Raw genomic sequence first — 16,073 nt, 5'->3', positions numbered from 1 at the left:
CGCCCTGCGGCCGTGTGCGGGGCGTACCGTGCGTCCCTGTCATCCAGTCCCCGATCGGACCTGTTGGGCCGCCTGCGGGGCGTAGGGCGGCGTTGACGAGGCGCCGAGGGCGACAGCCGCGCTCGCGCGTACGCCAAGGCCATCTGAGGCAGTGTTCCACGTGAAACGTCTGGATCCGCTTGTTCGGGTCAGCCGTCTCGTCTCGCGAGGCTGCTCGGGTGCTCGCGGCCTGCACATCTCGACGATGTGACGATGTGCCTGCCTGCCTGCCTGCCTGTCCCTGCAAGCTGGAGAAGGCTGCGTACGCCGCCGAGTTCTTCCGGTGCTACCGATCGGAGCCTGTGCCGGCGTACGGCTCGCGGAGTGCAGCTGGGGTGAGCCTGCGGCAGTACGCGGATCGCATGGTCGCTACGCGATGACGGGCCACCGGACGTGCTGGCACCATCACTGCTCCATGGTCTCTCTCCCTCTTGTCCTCCGAGTGCGTCGGTCGTCGACCTCGACCTCGACCACGATCCTCGTGTTTGCGGTACCGGCGGTGCGCCCGTCAAACGAGTGGTCGTGCGCGACAGAAACGGCTTGGTGCTCGGCCTCTCTGGCGACGGCGATGGCGCAACGATGCTTGTGTCGGCGTTCGATCAGAACAACCCGGGACGGATGCGGCGCCGGACCTCGGGCGGACGACGACCGCGTGGCTTGGAGCTAGGACCCGACCTCACACCGTAAGCGGGCAGCGCATCGTTCGTCCTCACGCTGGCGGCACCATCGAGCGGGCGCTGTGGACTTCGAACTGAGTAGGTCGGCCCAACCCGGATGTGCGCAAGGTGCAACCCCGAGTGGTCCGTCTGCGGCTACGGGCGGCACGGCTCCCTGGCCGTCGGCAGTACCGTCGGGCGCCGCGGACGATCGGCGGTGGTGCAACGACCTCGACGGCGCCAGGTGATGCCTACCTCGCCGCCTGGTGACGGTAGCGGGACGTCCGGGATGAGGATGCAGATGCCCGCACCATCCACGGGAGGCGACCTGCGAAGGGTGTCGTGCGGATGGCCCGCATCCCGTGGCTGCGCTGCATCAGGGTCGGAAGGGTCTCGCTCTACTCGAACTCGTCCGCACTGGTCGTTCTGCAGCGCCGCCCTCCCCCGCTCGGCCCGCGACGCGCGCGAAGTGAACCGAGCCGCGGGATACGGTCTCTGGGCTGGCGGGGTTCATCGAGGAGGACGAGGATCGCTGCGACCGACGGCATCGGCTCAGGTGAGGCTCGAGCCAAGCCGTTCGGCGGTGCGAGCGCGAACCCGATGCATCCTGCGACGCCCGTAGGCCACTGTCAGGGTCAACCAGGACCGGAGCGATGTGCGGTACCTGTGCTCCGGATGCACCAATTCACGACCGGCTTGCCCGTGGTGCAGGAGGCGCCCTGAGTCCGCTCCTGAAACAATGCGAGGCTCGGGGCTGCACGAAGGGTCGAGGTTGGAGAATCGGCGGCGCGGTGCACCTCGACGACGACCGTCCTGCGAGAGCTGTCCGCACCCGGTCAGCAGCAGAGGGACCGATCGGCGCGATCTCCGCTTGGGAACCGGCGATGCAGTAGCCCTACCGCGCTGGCGAGCATGATCGGTCTCCGCGCCCCTGTCCCGATGGAGATGACGAACGCACGCCGGCTCTGTTCACCGCGTCCGGATCACGTGGTTCGGCGCGCTCCCCGGAGACGTCCTCGTCAACCGTCCCACGACGGGCGACAGTGCATCCGGCGACCACTCGTCGGAGTGTTTCACGTGGAACGGCGCGTCCGGAGGAGCTTCCAGATACCGACGGCGGCGAAGACCGGCTTCGCCCAGAGCATCTCTCCGACGCGATAGTCCAGCGCTGGGGCCAGTTTCGACGCGAGGTGCCCGTCCTGGCGGCGGAGGTACGTTCGCCCCTTCGCGGCGTGGAGTCCGTTCGAGCAGATGACGACGCGGTCTGCGGCGGCGATCATCGGCCTCGCGTTCGCGATGTTCTCCCATGTGGAGACGCTGTCGCGGTCCTTCCTGACCGCACCGGTCCACCCGAGCCGGCGCACCGCATTCTCGAGCAGATCAGCCTCAGGGAACGCCCCGCGCACCGCTCCGCCGCAGCACACGATGATGGCGGTGTCACCCGCTGCTTCGTACCGCCGGGCGGTGCGCACGGCGATACTGGCGCGCCATCGGTTCACCGCGTTCGGGTCGGGGCCTGCATTCGCGAAACCGAGGACGACGATGGCCGTCACCGCTCCGGTGCCCGCTGTCCTCCCCGCGGTGCGAGTCGGAATCGTGCCGAGCGCGCGCCGCGCAGTCATCGATGCCACAGCATGAGCAACCTCGCCGACGATCGCGGCAGCGCCCAACGGGACGGCCACAACGAGCAGGGGCAGTGTTCCACGTGGAACACTGCCCCTGCGTCGTACTGACATGGTCAGCTGCGGTGGTCGCGGATGGCCTGTTCCGCGAGCTCCGCGTAGGTCCAACCGAGGTCGAAGCCGGAGGCACTCAGCGCCTGCGGAACGAGGGAGGTCTCGGTCAGACCCGGGAGGACGTTGGCTTCGAGGAACCACGGCGTCCCTGCCGCATCGATGATCAGGTCGACGCGCGAGATGTGGCGGAGACCGAGCGCCGTGTGCGCTGACACGGCTGCGTCTGCGGCGGCGGAGGCGAAGTCGCCCGACAGTCGGGCGGGCGTGAAGAAGGTCGTCTCCCCCGCGTTGTAGCGCGCCTCGAACCCGTACGTCCCGCTCTTCGGGACGATCTCGACCGCCGAGAGCGCCACCGGGCCGTCACCCGTGTCGATGATCCCGACGGCGACCTCGGTGCCGCGGATGAGCTGTTCGACCACGACGTCGTCGCAGTAGGTGTACGCGCTGACCATCGCACGCGGGAGATCGTGTGCGTCCTCGACGAGCGTGACCCCCTGTGCGCTCCCGCCTCGTGCCGGCTTCACGGCGAGCGGCACCGGGTGTTCCGCGGCGATGGCGTCGAGGACGCCCACGGCACCGAGCTCGCGGAAGACGTCGTGCGACAACGTGACCGACCGAGGGGTCCGCACACCGGCCCGCGCGACGAGCGCGGACGAGGTGGGCTTGTCCCATGCGAGCCGGGCTGACGTGGAACGGGAGCCGACGAACGGGATGTCCAGAGCCTCCAGGATGCCCCGCAGCGCGCCGTCCTCGCCGGACGCGCCGTGCAGGGCCGGCCAGACGACATCCGGGCGTGACTCGCGCAGCGCGGGCAGGAGCGACGCGTCGGCATCGCGCAGGTCGACCGTCCAGCCGTAACCGGTCAGTGAGTCGGCGACGCGTCGCCCTGACCGCAGGGAGACGTCTCGTTCGTGCGAGATCCCTCCCGCGACGACGACGACGTGACGACGGGTGAGCTCGGCCATGCGAGGGTCCTCCGGGAAGAGCGAACGATGAAAGTGTTGATCAGGACACGTTCGGCGGCGGCGCGACGACGGTGGAGCGCGACTCGGACACCGCGCTCGGACGAGTTGTGTGTCCGAAGGTCTCGAGGAGCTCGAGCTCGTCGTTGATGACGGTGGCCAGGCGCTTGACGCCGACCCGGATCTGATCGGGGGTCGGGTAGCAGAAGGACAGGCGGATGTTGCCGCCGCCACGGCCGTCGGCGTAGAAGGCGGTCCCCGGTGTGTACGCGACGAGTTCCTTCACGGCACGGGGCAGCATGCCCTTCGAGTCGAGGGCGTCGGGCAGCGTCAGCCAGACGAAGAACCCACCGTTCGGCTTCGTCCAGGTGAGGTCCGGCAGGAACTCCCCCAGGGCGGCCATCATCGCGTCCCTGCGCTCCGCGTAGAGGCCCCGGAAGGTGTCGACCTGCCCCTTCCAGTCTGCGGCGTCCAGGTAGGCGTTGACGACGTACTGACCGAAGGAGTTCGGCGCGAGGACGGCCGACTCGTTGGCGAGCACGAGCTTCTCGCGGATGGCGTGCGGGGCGAGGGCCCAACCGACACGGAAGCCGGGAGCCAGGGTCTTCGAGAAGGACCCGAGGTACACGACGCCCTCGTCGTCGATCGACCGGATCGCCTGCGGAGCGGGCTCGTCGAACCAGAGCAGTCCGTACGGGTTGTCCTCGAGCACGAGGATGCCGTTCGAGCGGCAGATGTCGAGCACCTCGATGCGGCGCTCACGGCTCATCGTGACACCCGCCGGGTTGTGGAAGTTCGGGATCGTGTAGAGGAACTTGATCCGCTTGCCCTGCGTGCGCAGGTTCGCGATCGCCTCGCGCAGCGCTTCGGGGACCAGGCCGTGCTCGTCGGTGGTCACGTGGACGGTCTCCGCCTGGTACGAGCGGAAGACCCCGATGGCGCCGACGTACGACGGCGACTCGGCGAGCACGACGTCGCCCGGATCGATGAAGAGCCGCGTGACGAGGTCGAGCGCGTGCTGCGAGCCGGTGGTGACCACGACGTCCTCGGCGCTGGCACGGATGCCCTCGAGGCTCATCACGTCGACGATGTGCTCACGGAGGGAGCGCAGGCCCTGCCCACCGCCGTACTGCAGCGCCATCGCGGCGTCCTCGGTCATCACGCGGTCGATGGACCCCGTGACGAGCTCCCGCGGGAGCGCCGAGACGTACGGCATGCCGCCGGCGAGCGAGACCACCTCGGGCCGCGATGCCACGGCGAACAGGGCTCGGACCTCGGAGGCGCTCAGCCCGGCGGTGCGCTGGGCGTAGGAGTCGTACCAGGGGTCGAGGCTGTTGCCGTTCGTCATCGTGTACTCCGTTCAGTGGGACATTCCCGCCACACTACGACATGCGTTGCCGGATCCGCGGTGGGAGGCGGGGGCCGATCCTGAAGCTGTGGCCCTGGCGCGCGCAGCCGGCATCCGGGAACGGCGACGGCCCCGCCCTCCGAGGAGAGCGGGGCCGTTCGCGGTCTGTCGGTCGGACTACGCCAGGAACTCGGCGAGGTCGGCCTCGAGCGCCGGCTTCGGCTTGGCGCCGATGACGGTCTTGACGACCTCGCCGCCCTTGAACACCTTCATCGCCGGGATCGACGTGATCTGGTAGTTCATGGCCGACTGCGGGTTGTCGTCGACGTTGAGCTTGACGATCTCGATCTTGTCGGCGTGCTCCGCGGCGATCTGGTCGAGGATCGGGGACACGGCGCGACACGGGCCGCACCACTCGGCCCAGAAGTCGACGAGGATGGTCTTGTCGGACTTGAGGACCTCGTCCGAGAAGGTGGCGTCGGTGACGGCCTTTGCGTTGGACATGTGTGCTCCTTCGAGAAGTTCAGTTGGTGCAACGGCTGGGCCGCTGCGGTATTCCGGTCTGGGTCAGGCCCGTGCGGCCTCGACGTCGATGATCGCCGGCCCCGCGGGCGTGACGCCCTCGGCCTGGTCGACCAGCGCGTCGTCGAGTTCGGCGAGGTACTTCTCCGCGTCGAGCGCGGCGACGGTACCGGAACCGGCTGCCGTGATCGCCTGACGGTAGGTCGGGTCGATGACGTCACCCGCGGCGAAGACCCCGGGCAGGTTGGTCTTCGACGAACGACCCTGGACCGCGATCGTGCCCTCGGGAGCGAGGTCGATCTGCCCGTGGATGAGGTGCGTCCGCGGGTCGTTGCCGATCGCGATGAACAGACCGTCGAGCTGGAGCGAGGACTCCTCCCCGGTGACCGTGTCGCGGAGGGTGACGCCCTCGACCGAGGAGTCACCCGTGATCCCGGTGACCTCCTTGTTCCACGCGAACTCGATCTTCGGGTCGTTCATCGCACGGTCCTGCATGATCTTCGACGCGCGCAGGCTGTCCTTGCGGTGGATGACCGTCACCTTGTCGGCGAACCGGGTGAGGAACGTGGCTTCTTCCATCGCGGAGTCGCCGCCGCCGACGACGGCGATGTTCTTCTGCCGGAAGAAGAACCCGTCGCACGTGGCGCACCAGCTGACGCCGTGGCCGGACAGACGCTCTTCGTCGGCGAGACCGAGGTGGCGGTACGCCGATCCGGTCGCGTAGATGACCGCGAGGGCCTCGTACGTCTCTCCGGACCCGACGGTGACCTTCTTGACCTCACCGGTCAGGTCGACCGAGACCGCGTCGTCGTACAGGACCTCGGCGCCGAACTTCTCGGCCTGTTCCTGCATCTTGATCATGAGGTCCGGGCCCTGGATCCCCTCGGGGAAGCCCGGGAAGTTCTCGACCTCGGTGGTCTTGGTGAGCTCGCCGCCGGTCTCGACGCTGGACGCGACGATCAGGGGCTTGAGCTCCGCGCGCGCGGCGTAGATGCCGGCGGTGAACCCGGCGGGACCGGAACCGATGATGATGAGCTGGCGCATGCCTCGCTGCCCTTCCGTTGAGTGCTGACCGGGTCAACACATGGTAGCGGCGGGACATTCCGGCCCACCGGTGAGCGGACAACCGATGAGCGGACAGCCGATGTGCGGACGATCGGCGGTCAGCGTCCGAGCCGCTTGCGGAGCAGCGCGACCGCGTTCGCGATCTCGCCGTTCTTCGACACGACCAGGGCGCCGAAGTACACGAGCGCCATGACGGCTCCGGTCAGCGCGATGGTGACGAGCGCGCCCGTCCGGTCGGACATGGCGAAGCCGTCTGCGGAGAACGCTCCGAAGAAGGTGACGACGACGACGCCAGCGGCGCCGGCGACGAGCGCGGCGATGATGAACTGCACGTGCGAGCGGGTGACCACGGGCCCTTCGATCCCGGACAGGCGCTTGCGTACCAGGATGAGCGCGATGATCGTCTGCGCCGACCCGGCGAGGGTCGTGCAGGCGGCCACACCGATGCCGATGAGCGATGAGGGGAGCGCCGTCGCGGCAACAGCGCCGACGACGAAGAGCACGGACTGGACACACTGCATGAGGAACGGTGTCCGGTGGTCGTGGAGGGCCCAGAAGACGCGCTGGATGATGAAGAGCATGCTGAACAGCACGAGACCCGGCATGTAGGCGACCAGGACAGCGCCCACGGCGAGCGAGTCCTCGAACCGTCCCTCGTACACGCGCCCGAAGGGCACCGCGACGACCATCAGTGCCACCGTGGCGAAGACGGTGAAGAGGCCCACGATCCGGAGGGACAGCGAGAGGTTGCGACGGACCGCGTCGAGGTCACCCGCGTCTGCGTCGTGACTCATGCGCGTGAAGTACGCGGTCGCGATCGACACGGTGACGATCGAGTGCGGGAGCATGAACAGGAGCCACGCGTTCGCGAGCACCGCGTTGCCGGGCCCGTCCGTGCCACCGAGCCACGCCACACGGGACTGGACGATCCCGGCGACCTGCGTGACGAGGATCATCGCGAAGAGCCATGCCGCGGCGGTCCCGGTCGCCTTGAGGCCGACGCCGCGCCAACGGAAGTCCGGCCGGAACGTCAGGCCGGCCCGCTTCCAGAAGAACGGCAGGAAGGCGGCCTGTGCGAGGACGCCGAGGGACGCGCTGCCCGCGAGGACGGCGATCTTCAACGGCGTCCACTCGCCGACGGAGCTGTTGTCGGTCCCGAACATCGCGATGAACACGATCAGACCGGCGACAGCGATCACGTTGTTGAGCAGGGGCGCCCACGTGAAGGGACCGAAGACCTGCTTGGCGTTCAGGACCTCTCCCAGCAGGGAGTACATCGCGTAGAAGAGGATCTGGGGCAGGCACCAGAAAGCGAACGCCACGGCGAGGTCGGTCGCTGCGCGGTCGAGGTTCTCCGAGGACGAGTTCGACGTGTAGAGCTGCACGAGCAGCGGTGCGATCGCAGTGGCGACCACCGCGATGCAGACGAAGACGGTCGCTCCGAGCGTGACGATCTTGTTCACGTAGGCGGCTCCGCCGTCGGCGTTCTGCCGCATCGATCGGACGATCTGCGGGATCAGCACCGCCGACAGCAGACCGCCTGCGATGAGCGCGTAGATGTTGTTCGGCAGCTGGTTCGCGACGGCGAACGCGTTCGCCGAGATCGACTGGTTCTGACCGATCGCGAAGGCCAGGACGAAGGTCTTGGCGAATCCGAGCACACGGGACGCCATCGTGCCCGCCGCGAGCATCGCGCTCGCCCGACCGAGGTTCCGTTCGGCCGCGGGCTCCGCGTCGACGGCGGGTTGCTGCTGCGTGCTGATGGTCGGCTCCTCGGGATCTGGCGGGGTGTCGTCCTGGTCCGGACGGCCGGCCTGGAGGCGCGGCTCGCCGCCGTCGCGCACCGTCGCGTCCGCAGGGCGCGCACCGGCCTGCTGCGGTGCGACGCGCGCGGGACCGGACGCGGCAGTGGTGCCGACCACGGCGGCGGCGGGCGCCGCCTGTGCGACGTGGGACGGGCCTCCCGATCGGGCAGGGGCGCCGGGGGCATCGGGCTGGACCGCGAGCGGACGGTTCGGGTCGTCGTCGTCCTCGTCGTCGAGCTCGCCGTTGCGGCGGCGGATGCGCTTCCGGATGCTGCGGAAGATCCCGAAGCCGAAGATCGCGACGAGGCCGATCGCGGCCACCGCGGTGATCACGGTCTCCCACTGCGCCTGCACGTTGAGCTCGACCGTGGTGGGCTGCGACACGGTGACCCCGGTCGGCGTGGTCAGGGACATCGTCAGGTTGACCGTGCCGTTCGCGACCGACCGGACCGGGATGGTCGTGCGGGCGGAGGACTGCGGCTGGAGCTTCACCTCGATGTCGTTCCGCACGACCTGCAGCGCCGAGCTCGACGGCTGGACGTTGAGGCGCACGGTGACCGGGTAGTCCGTCCGGTTGCGGACCGACACGGGCAGCGACGATCGGTCCCCGAGCAGCGTCAGCGAGCTGGAGTCGGGGATGCTCACCTGGTCGGTGGTCTGCGTCCAGGACCGGGCCTGCCGGTCGACGGCGGTGGTGAGGGCGTCGGGTTCGTCCCGCCAGGCGTTCGACGCCAGGGCGAGCAGCCGGAGCCGCGCGGGGGCGGTGACGGTCGCGGGGTCGTCGACGGCCGATGCGAAGGCGACGAGCTCGCGCTCGCTGTCCACCAGGGTCCGCAGGCGGTCGAGGCGGGCGTCGCCGTCGTCGGCCGGCGCCAGGGTGAGCGATCCGGCTGTCGCCTTCGCCGCGGTCGACAGGTCCGAGGGAGACACCCACGGGGTGTCCTCGAGCGAGTCGAGCACAGCGCTCAGCCGACCGGTCTCGGTCGGCCAGCTGCGGCCGAGGGTCAGGAGCACGGGGCTCTGGGCAGTACCGGCACGCGCCGCCGTCGCCAGGGTCGCGGTGAGCTCCGCCACGGCCGCGTCGTAGGCGCGCTGGTCGGTGGCGTCGGCGGCGTCCCGCAGCAGGGCCGACATGCCCTGGTCGGCGACGAGGACCTTCTGGTCGCCGATGCGCTCGGCGGCGGAGACGGTGGTGTCCGGGCCGGCGGAGGTGTTGCCGCTCGCGATGATCGTCGTCTCGGTGCCGGCCTTCGCGAGTGCGGGCAGGTCGTCGGTGGCCACGGTGTTCTCGACCGGCCACGCGACGTCGTCGAGTGCGTACGGGAAGTCCAGCAGGCTGGCGGTGGTCGGCAGCGTCGTGGTCGTGCCGTCGGTGTCGTCCTGCCCCGAGCCGTCCTGACCTGTGCCGTCCTGGGTGCCGGCGGTCACGTCGTCCGAGGGGGTCGGTGTCGCGTCCGGGGTCTCGTCGACGGGGGCACCCGCGCTGGCCGAGGCCGTCGGCGTCCCGGTGGCCGTCGGGGTCGGGGTCGGCGTGCTGGCACCGGGGAAGTTCTGCTCCTCGACCGCCTGGTCGAGCGAGATCACGCCCGGGATCCCGTCCGCGCCGGCCTGGCGCAGCCCGGTGACGTCGGCGTCGGCGTACGACAGCGCGAAGGTCTCGTTCCGGAGCCCCTCGAGCCGGTCGAGCCAGTTGCGCGCACTCGACGGGGCGTTCTCGCCGAGCAGCCGGATCGAGGCGATGATCCTCGGGTCGACGCCGACGGCCACGTTGTGGTCCACGGCGGCGTCGAGCTGCTGGGTGAGGGTGCCGTCCACCGCGGTCGCCGCCGCGAGGTCGTTGGCACCGATCACGCCGTCAGCCGTGCTCGGCAGGGTGATCGGCATCGCGACCGAGACACCGACCGGGGTCTGCTGGAAGTCCGGGTACCAGGTGATCGCGGACCGGGCGACGGCGAAGGTGTCGCCCGCGGTGTACTCGGCCGCGATGCGTCGGGCGCCGAAGGACGAGTAGCCGCCGAGTGCGACGTTGCCCGGCACGATGGTCACCGTCTGGGTCACCGAGCGGTGCGCCGGGACGACCGGGACGTCCGCCGAGTCCATCGGGGCGCCGAGGTAACCGGTCGTGGTGGTGTCGGAGAGCCAGTCGGAGAGGACGTCGCGCGTGCTCTCGGAGCGGAAGATGTCGAGCTCGACCGACCCGGCGGGGACGTCCGTGTCCGTGTCGTTGGTCACCGTGACCGTGACCTGGAGGTCCTCGTCCCGTCGGACGATCCCGCGGTCGGCCGGGGCGATCGACACGGTGGTCTTCCCCTGGTCGGCGGCGGCCGGTGCCGCGGTGCGCGTCGTGGTGCGGTCGACGGAGGCGGCGTGCGCCGGGTCCGGACCTGCGGGCGTGGCGACGAGGCCGACGGCGACGAGGGCCGTGGCAGCGGCGGCGAGCGTGGAGCGGAGGATGTGCATACAGGAGGGCCCGAGGGTCGGTTCCGGCCGAGCACGAGTGTACGAGGGGCGGACGGGGACGATCCCGTGCGCGCGGGCCGTGTGGAGAACTCGGCGCACCGATCTGGGAGGATGAGGTCCGTCATGCAGTCCGTTGCCCAGGCCGTCGAACGACTCGACGCACTCGCAGCCACCGAGCCCGTCGCCGTCCTCGCTCGGGCGTTCGCCGACGCCGGACACGAGCTGGCGCTGGTCGGCGGCCCCGTCCGCGACGCCTTCCTCGGCCGTGCCGTCACCGACCTCGACTTCACGACCGACGCCCGCCCCGACGACGTCCTGCGCATCGTCGAGCCGATCGCGAGCGCGACGTGGGACGTCGGTCGGCAGTTCGGCACCATCGCCGCCCGGGTCGCCGGCGAGCAGGTCGAGATCACGACCTACCGCAGCGACGTGTACGACGGCGAGACCCGCAAGCCCGAGGTGGCGTTCGGCGACTCCATCGAGGACGACCTGCTCCGCCGTGACTTCACGGTGAACGCCATGGCGCTCCGCCTCCCCCAGCGTGAGCTCGTCGACGTGCACGGCGGGGTCGAGGACCTGCTCGCCGGGCGCCTGCACACCCCGCAGGCGGCGCCCGTCTCGTTCCGCGACGACCCCCTGCGCATGATGCGCGCCGCACGATTCACCGCGCAGCTGGGCTTCACGGTGTCCGGCGAGGTGCGTGCCGCGATGACGGACCTCGCCGACTCGATCGACATCGTGTCGGCCGAGCGGGTGCGTGACGAGCTCGTGAAGCTGCTGAACACGTCCGAGCCGGTCCCCGGCATCCGTCTGCTCGTGGACACGGGGCTCGCCGAGCGCTTCCTGCCCGAGCTCCCCGCGATGCGGCTGGAGATCGACGAGCACCACCACCACAAGGACGTGTACGAGCACTCGCTGACGGTGCTGTCCCAGGCCATCGGGTACGAGGCCGAGCGGCACCCGGGCGAGGCCCCCGACACCGTGCTCCGGCTCGCGGCCCTGCTGCACGACATCGGCAAGCCGGCCACCCGCAAGCTCGAGCCCGGCGGTGCCGTCAGCTTCCACCACCACGACCTGGTCGGCGCGAAGCTCGCGAAGAAGCGACTGCGGGCGCTGCGGTTCGACAACGACACCATCGCCGCCGTCTCCCGACTGATCGAGCTGCACCTGCGGTTCTTCGGCTACACCGAGGGTGCCTGGACCGACTCCGCCGTCCGCCGCTACGTCCGGGACGCCGGCCCGCTGCTCGAGCGCCTGCACGAGCTCACCCGCTCGGACGTCACGACGCGGAACCGTCGGAAGGCCGACCGGCTCGGCTTCGCGTACGACGACCTCGAGGACCGCATCACGGCGCTGGCCGACCAGGAGGAACTCGACTCGATCCGTCCGGACCTGACGGGCGACGACATCATGCGGATCCTCGACATCCCGCCGGGGCGTGCCGTGGGCGAGGCGTACCGCCACCTGCTCGAGGTCCGCATGGACGAGGGTCCCCTCGGCGCCGACGAGGCCGAGCAGCGCCTGCGCGCCTGGTGGGCCGAGCGCGACGCGACCGCCTGACGACGCGACCGCCTGACGACGCCGGCCGCTCTGCACGACCGGTGGCGCGCCTCCAGGCCGTGGGCTAAGCTACTCGAGTTGTCCACGCGCTCCTGCGTGTCCGGACACATGCATCAACCCTCCTGCTCCGGGAACCGCCCGGAGCCGCCGAGACCAAAGGAGGTGGGTTCCGCATGCACCAGTACGAACTGATGGCGATCCTCGACCCCGAGATCGACGAGCGCACCGTCGCTCCCAGCCTGGACAAGTTCCTCGCGGTCATCCGCAACGACGGTGGCACCGTCGACAACGTGGACGTCTGGGGCCGTCGTCGCCTGGCCTACGAGATCGCGAAGAAGTCCGAGGGCATCTACGCCGTCGTCGACTTCACCTCGACGCCCGAGGCCGCCAAGGAGCTCGACCGTCAGCTCGGTCTCTCCGAGGCCGTGCTCCGCACGAAGGTCCTCCGCGCCGAAGAGGCGATCGCCCAGGTCGCCGCGCAGAAGCAGCGCGACGAGGCCCGCGCGGCCCGCAAGGCCGCGAACGCGACCGCGAGCGCCGAGTAGCTCATGGCCGGCGAAACCGTCATCACGGTGGTGGGCAACCTCACCGCAGACCCGGAGCTGCGGTACACGCAGAACGGGCTCGCGGTGGCGAACTTCACCATCGCCTCCACCCCTCGCACGTTCGACCGTCAGGCGAACGAGTGGAAGGACGGCGACGCGCTGTTCCTCCGTGCGAGCGTGTGGCGCGAGTTCGCCGAGCACGTGGCGGGCTCGCTGACGAAGGGCTCGCGCGTCATCGCGCAGGGTCGTCTCCGTCAGCGCTCCTACCAGGACCGTGAGGGCCAGCAGCGCACGAGCATCGAGCTCGAGGTCGACGAGATCGGCCCGTCGCTCCGCTACGCGACCGCCCAGATCACCCGCGCTGCGGGTGGCTCCGGTGGCGGTCGTGGCCAGGTCGGCGGCGGCAACGCCTCCGGCGGTGGCCAGGGCGGGAACGGCGGCGGCTGGAACAACAACAACAGCGGCGGCGGTCAGTCGGACGCACCGTGGTCGCCCCAGGGCGGCCAGCAGGGCGGCAACGCACAGTCGAACGACGTGTGGAGCCAGCCCGGCGGCTCGTACGACGACGAGACCCCGTTCTGATCCTCAGCGGTCTGACGGACACACAACTTCTTCTTCTCTAAGGACAAACAATGGCTGGAAAGAGCACCGGCGACCGCCGGAAGCCTCGCGGCAAGGGCGGCAAGAACGCCGCTCCCGCGAAGTCGATCAAGGTCGGCGTCATCGACTACAAGGACGTCGCGACCCTGCGCAAGTTCATCTCGGAGCGTGGCAAGATCCGCGCCCGTCGCATCACCGGCGTCTCCGTCCAGGAGCAGCGCCTCATCGCCCGTGCCGTGAAGAACGCCCGTGAGATGGCGCTCCTCCCCTACGCCGGCTCCGGCCGCTGATCAGGAGGATCACCATGTCGAAGCTCATCCTCACCCACGAGGTCTCCGGCCTCGGTTCCGCCGGTGACGTCGTCGACGTCAAGAACGGCTACGCCCGCAACTACCTCATCCCCCAGGGCTTCGCCGTCGCGTGGTCCAAGGGCGGCGAGAAGCAGGTCGAGTCGATCCGTGCGGCCCGTGCCGCTCGCGAGCTCGCCACCATCGAAGAGGCTCAGGACCTCAAGATGAAGCTCGAGAACGCGACCATCAAGCTGACCGTCAAGGCCGGCAAGGACGGCCGCCTGTTCGGCTCGGTCCGCCCGGCGGACGTCGCCGACGCGGTCCAGGCGCAGGGCGTCGGTTCGCTGGACAAGCGCAAGGTCGAGGTCCCCGCGACCATCAAGACCGTCGGTGACCACGAGGCCACCGTGCGTCTGCGCGAGGACATCACCGCGGTGATCTCCCTGCAGGTCGTCGCCGCCAAGTAAGCAGCGTCACCACCGTCGAAGGGCGGGTCTCCTCCGGGAGGCCCGCCCTTCGTCGTGCGCGCGGCTCGCCGCGCGCGGGTGTTGCTGTGGGACAGGTGTTGCTCCGTTGGCCGGTTACCTCTCGCGCCCGTCCGGGCTTGCTGGGAACGAACCGAGAACGCTCCCCACAGGAGGGCCTGTTGTCAAGTCGTTTTACACAGTCGAAACGCCCCGAATCGGAACCTTCAAGGTGTACTTGAACCGCGGTTCTCCACACACGGTGTGGAACGGGAAAGCCCAGGTCCGGGGCAAGAACACGTGTTCGAACGCCGACTTGTCCACACGTCCTTCCACAGTTGTGCACATGCGTGTCCGGCGTGTTCCGCATCCTCTCCACAGAGTTATCCACAGGGCCGTTTGCTGGGGATAACTCTGTCCCCGTAGCTTGGCCCAGCGACTCGGCGGAGAGCAGGGGATGTCGGTCGTCCGGGGTAGGAAAGCCGGTGTGGGCCGAGGCCCGCACCGTCACGACAAGAGGGAGTCCGTGTGTCGATCGCGCATCTCGATCCGTCCCCGCAGGACCTGTCCGAACGGGGTTCGGAGCGGACGCCGCCGCACGACCTGCTCGCGGAGCAGTCCACCATCGGCGGCATGCTGCTGTCGAAGGACGCCGTCGCCGACGTCATCGAGACCGCGCGCGGGGTGGACTTCTACATCCCGAAGCACGAGGTCATCTTCGACGCGATCCTGTCGCTGTACTCGCACGGTGAGCCCACCGACGTGATCGCCGTCACCGACGAGCTGACCAAGACCGGACTGCTCTCCCGGGCCGGCGGCGCCGAGTACCTGCACAGCGTCACGAGCATGGTGCCGACCGCGGCGAACGCCGGGTACTACGCAGCGATCGTCGCCGAGAAGGCCGTGCTCCGCCGTCTGGTCGACGCGGGCACCCGCATCGTGCAGATGGGCTACGCGTCCGAGGGTGAGGTCACCGACCTCGTGAACAGCGCGCAGGCGGAGGTCTACAACGTCGCCGGCGGCGTGCAGACCGAGGACTACGTGCCCCTCACCGACGCCATCGGCGCCGCGATCGACGAGATCGAGGCCGCCAAGGGGCGCGACGGGCAGATGACCGGCGTCCCGACCGGATTCAGCGGCCTCGACGCCCTGACGAACGGTTTCCACCCCGGGCAGCTCATCATCGTCGCCGCCCGACCCGCGCTCGGCAAGTCGACCCTGGCCCTCGACCTGTGCCGCGCCGCAGCGCTCAAGCACGACCAGACCGCCGCGTTCTTCTCGCTCGAGATGGGTCGCGCCGAGATCGCGATGCGCCTGCTCTCCGCCGAGTCGAGCGTGCCGCTGCAGAACATGCGCAAGGGCACCGTCGACTCCCGTGACTGGACGACCATCGCGCAGACCCGCGGGCGCATCAACGACGCCCCGTTCTTCATCGACGACTCCCCCAACATGACCCTGGTGGAGATCCGGGCGAAGTGCCGCCGGCTCAAGCAGCAGCACAACCTCAAGCTCGTGGTCATCGACTACCTGCAGCTGATGACCTCGGGCAAGAAGGTCGAGAGCCGTCAGCAGGAGGTCTCGGAGTTCTCGCGTGCGCTGAAGCTCATGGCGAAGGAACTCGGCGTGCCGGTCATCGCGCTGTCGCAGCTGAACCGTGGTCCGGAGCAGCGTGCCGACAAGAAGCCCATGATCTCGGACCTGCGTGAGTCGGGCTCCATCGAGCAGGACGCCGACATGGTCATCCTGCTGCACCGTGAGTCGGCGTACGAGAAGGACAACCCGCGTCAGGGTGAGGCGGACCTCATCGTGGCCAAGCACCGCAACGGCCCGACGGACACCATCACGGTGGCGTTCCACGGGATGTTCTCGCGGTTCGTCGACATGCCGCAGTAGGGCGACCTGTTGTTGTCGTCCGCCAACGAACGTGTCCAACTGCCACACAACGTGTCCTGAAATACGGAGGTGGACACGTTATTTGGCAGTCCCGCCGGTCTTCCTCAGACCTGAGTGACCACGCGGTG

At 69.4% G+C, this 16,073-nt stretch carries 12 protein-coding genes; 6 read left to right on the top strand and 6 right to left on the bottom strand.

The features are described from left to right. Positions 1-1,768: 1,768 nt before the first annotated feature. The 6 genes from M3677_RS13625 to M3677_RS13600 form a co-directional block, all read right to left on the bottom strand. Positions 1,769-2,317, bottom strand: coding sequence for a YdcF family protein (locus M3677_RS13625; protein ID WP_251160827.1), 549 nt, complete (start codon positions 2,315-2,317; stop codon positions 1,769-1,771). A 116-nt stretch (positions 2,318-2,433) separates the two neighbouring features. Further along, positions 2,434-3,396, bottom strand: coding sequence for a D-alanine--D-alanine ligase (locus M3677_RS13620; protein ID WP_066657533.1), 963 nt, complete (start codon positions 3,394-3,396; stop codon positions 2,434-2,436). 40 nt (positions 3,397-3,436) lie between these two features. Then, complete coding sequence (locus M3677_RS13615) at positions 3,437-4,741, bottom strand: PLP-dependent aminotransferase family protein (protein ID WP_209684773.1); 1,305 nt, start codon at positions 4,739-4,741, stop codon at positions 3,437-3,439. A gap of 177 nt (positions 4,742-4,918) precedes the next feature. Beyond that, positions 4,919-5,245: a thioredoxin gene (gene trxA, locus M3677_RS13610; protein WP_022832611.1), complete on the bottom strand. Its 327-nt coding sequence runs from the start codon at positions 5,243-5,245 to the stop codon at positions 4,919-4,921. Between the two features lie 63 nt (positions 5,246-5,308). Further along, entirely contained in the window at positions 5,309-6,307 is a 999-nt protein-coding gene (gene trxB, locus M3677_RS13605) for a thioredoxin-disulfide reductase (protein ID WP_066657530.1), read from the bottom strand. 119 nt (positions 6,308-6,426) lie between these two features. After that, positions 6,427-10,593: a DUF6049 family protein gene (locus M3677_RS13600; RefSeq protein ID WP_251160817.1), complete on the bottom strand. Its 4,167-nt coding sequence runs from the start codon at positions 10,591-10,593 to the stop codon at positions 6,427-6,429. Positions 10,594-10,716: 123 nt separating this feature from the next. Here M3677_RS13600 and M3677_RS13595 point away from each other — a divergent pair, with 123 nt between their 5' ends. The 6 genes from M3677_RS13595 to dnaB all read left to right on the top strand — a co-directional run bounded on the left by M3677_RS13595 (position 10,717) and on the right by dnaB (position 15,945). Then, positions 10,717-12,153, top strand: coding sequence for a CCA tRNA nucleotidyltransferase (locus M3677_RS13595; RefSeq protein ID WP_251160816.1), 1,437 nt, complete (start codon positions 10,717-10,719; stop codon positions 12,151-12,153). Positions 12,154-12,326: 173 nt separating this feature from the next. Then, on the top strand, positions 12,327-12,698 hold the full coding sequence (gene rpsF / locus M3677_RS13590; RefSeq protein WP_058728349.1) for a 30S ribosomal protein S6: 372 nt from the start codon (positions 12,327-12,329) through the stop codon (positions 12,696-12,698). A gap of 3 nt (positions 12,699-12,701) precedes the next feature. After that, entirely contained in the window at positions 12,702-13,280 is a 579-nt protein-coding gene (locus M3677_RS13585) for a single-stranded DNA-binding protein (protein ID WP_251160815.1), read from the top strand. Between the two features lie 50 nt (positions 13,281-13,330). Continuing rightward, on the top strand, positions 13,331-13,588 hold the full coding sequence (rpsR, locus tag M3677_RS13580) for a 30S ribosomal protein S18 (RefSeq protein ID WP_017887834.1): 258 nt from the start codon (positions 13,331-13,333) through the stop codon (positions 13,586-13,588). 14 nt (positions 13,589-13,602) lie between these two features. Next, positions 13,603-14,055, top strand: a complete 453-nt coding sequence (rplI, locus tag M3677_RS13575; protein ID WP_058728351.1) for a 50S ribosomal protein L9 — start codon at positions 13,603-13,605, stop codon at positions 14,053-14,055. A 525-nt stretch (positions 14,056-14,580) separates the two neighbouring features. Next, entirely contained in the window at positions 14,581-15,945 is a 1,365-nt protein-coding gene (dnaB, locus tag M3677_RS13570; protein ID WP_066657525.1) for a replicative DNA helicase, read from the top strand. Positions 15,946-16,073: the final 128 nt, after the last annotated feature.

The sequence above is a fragment of the Curtobacterium sp. P97 genome, assembly GCF_023712445.1.
GTDB lineage: Bacteria > Actinomycetota > Actinomycetes > Actinomycetales > Microbacteriaceae > Curtobacterium.
The sequence above is the reverse complement of the archived record's forward strand: the minus strand, read 5'-3'. Positions and strand labels throughout refer to the sequence as shown.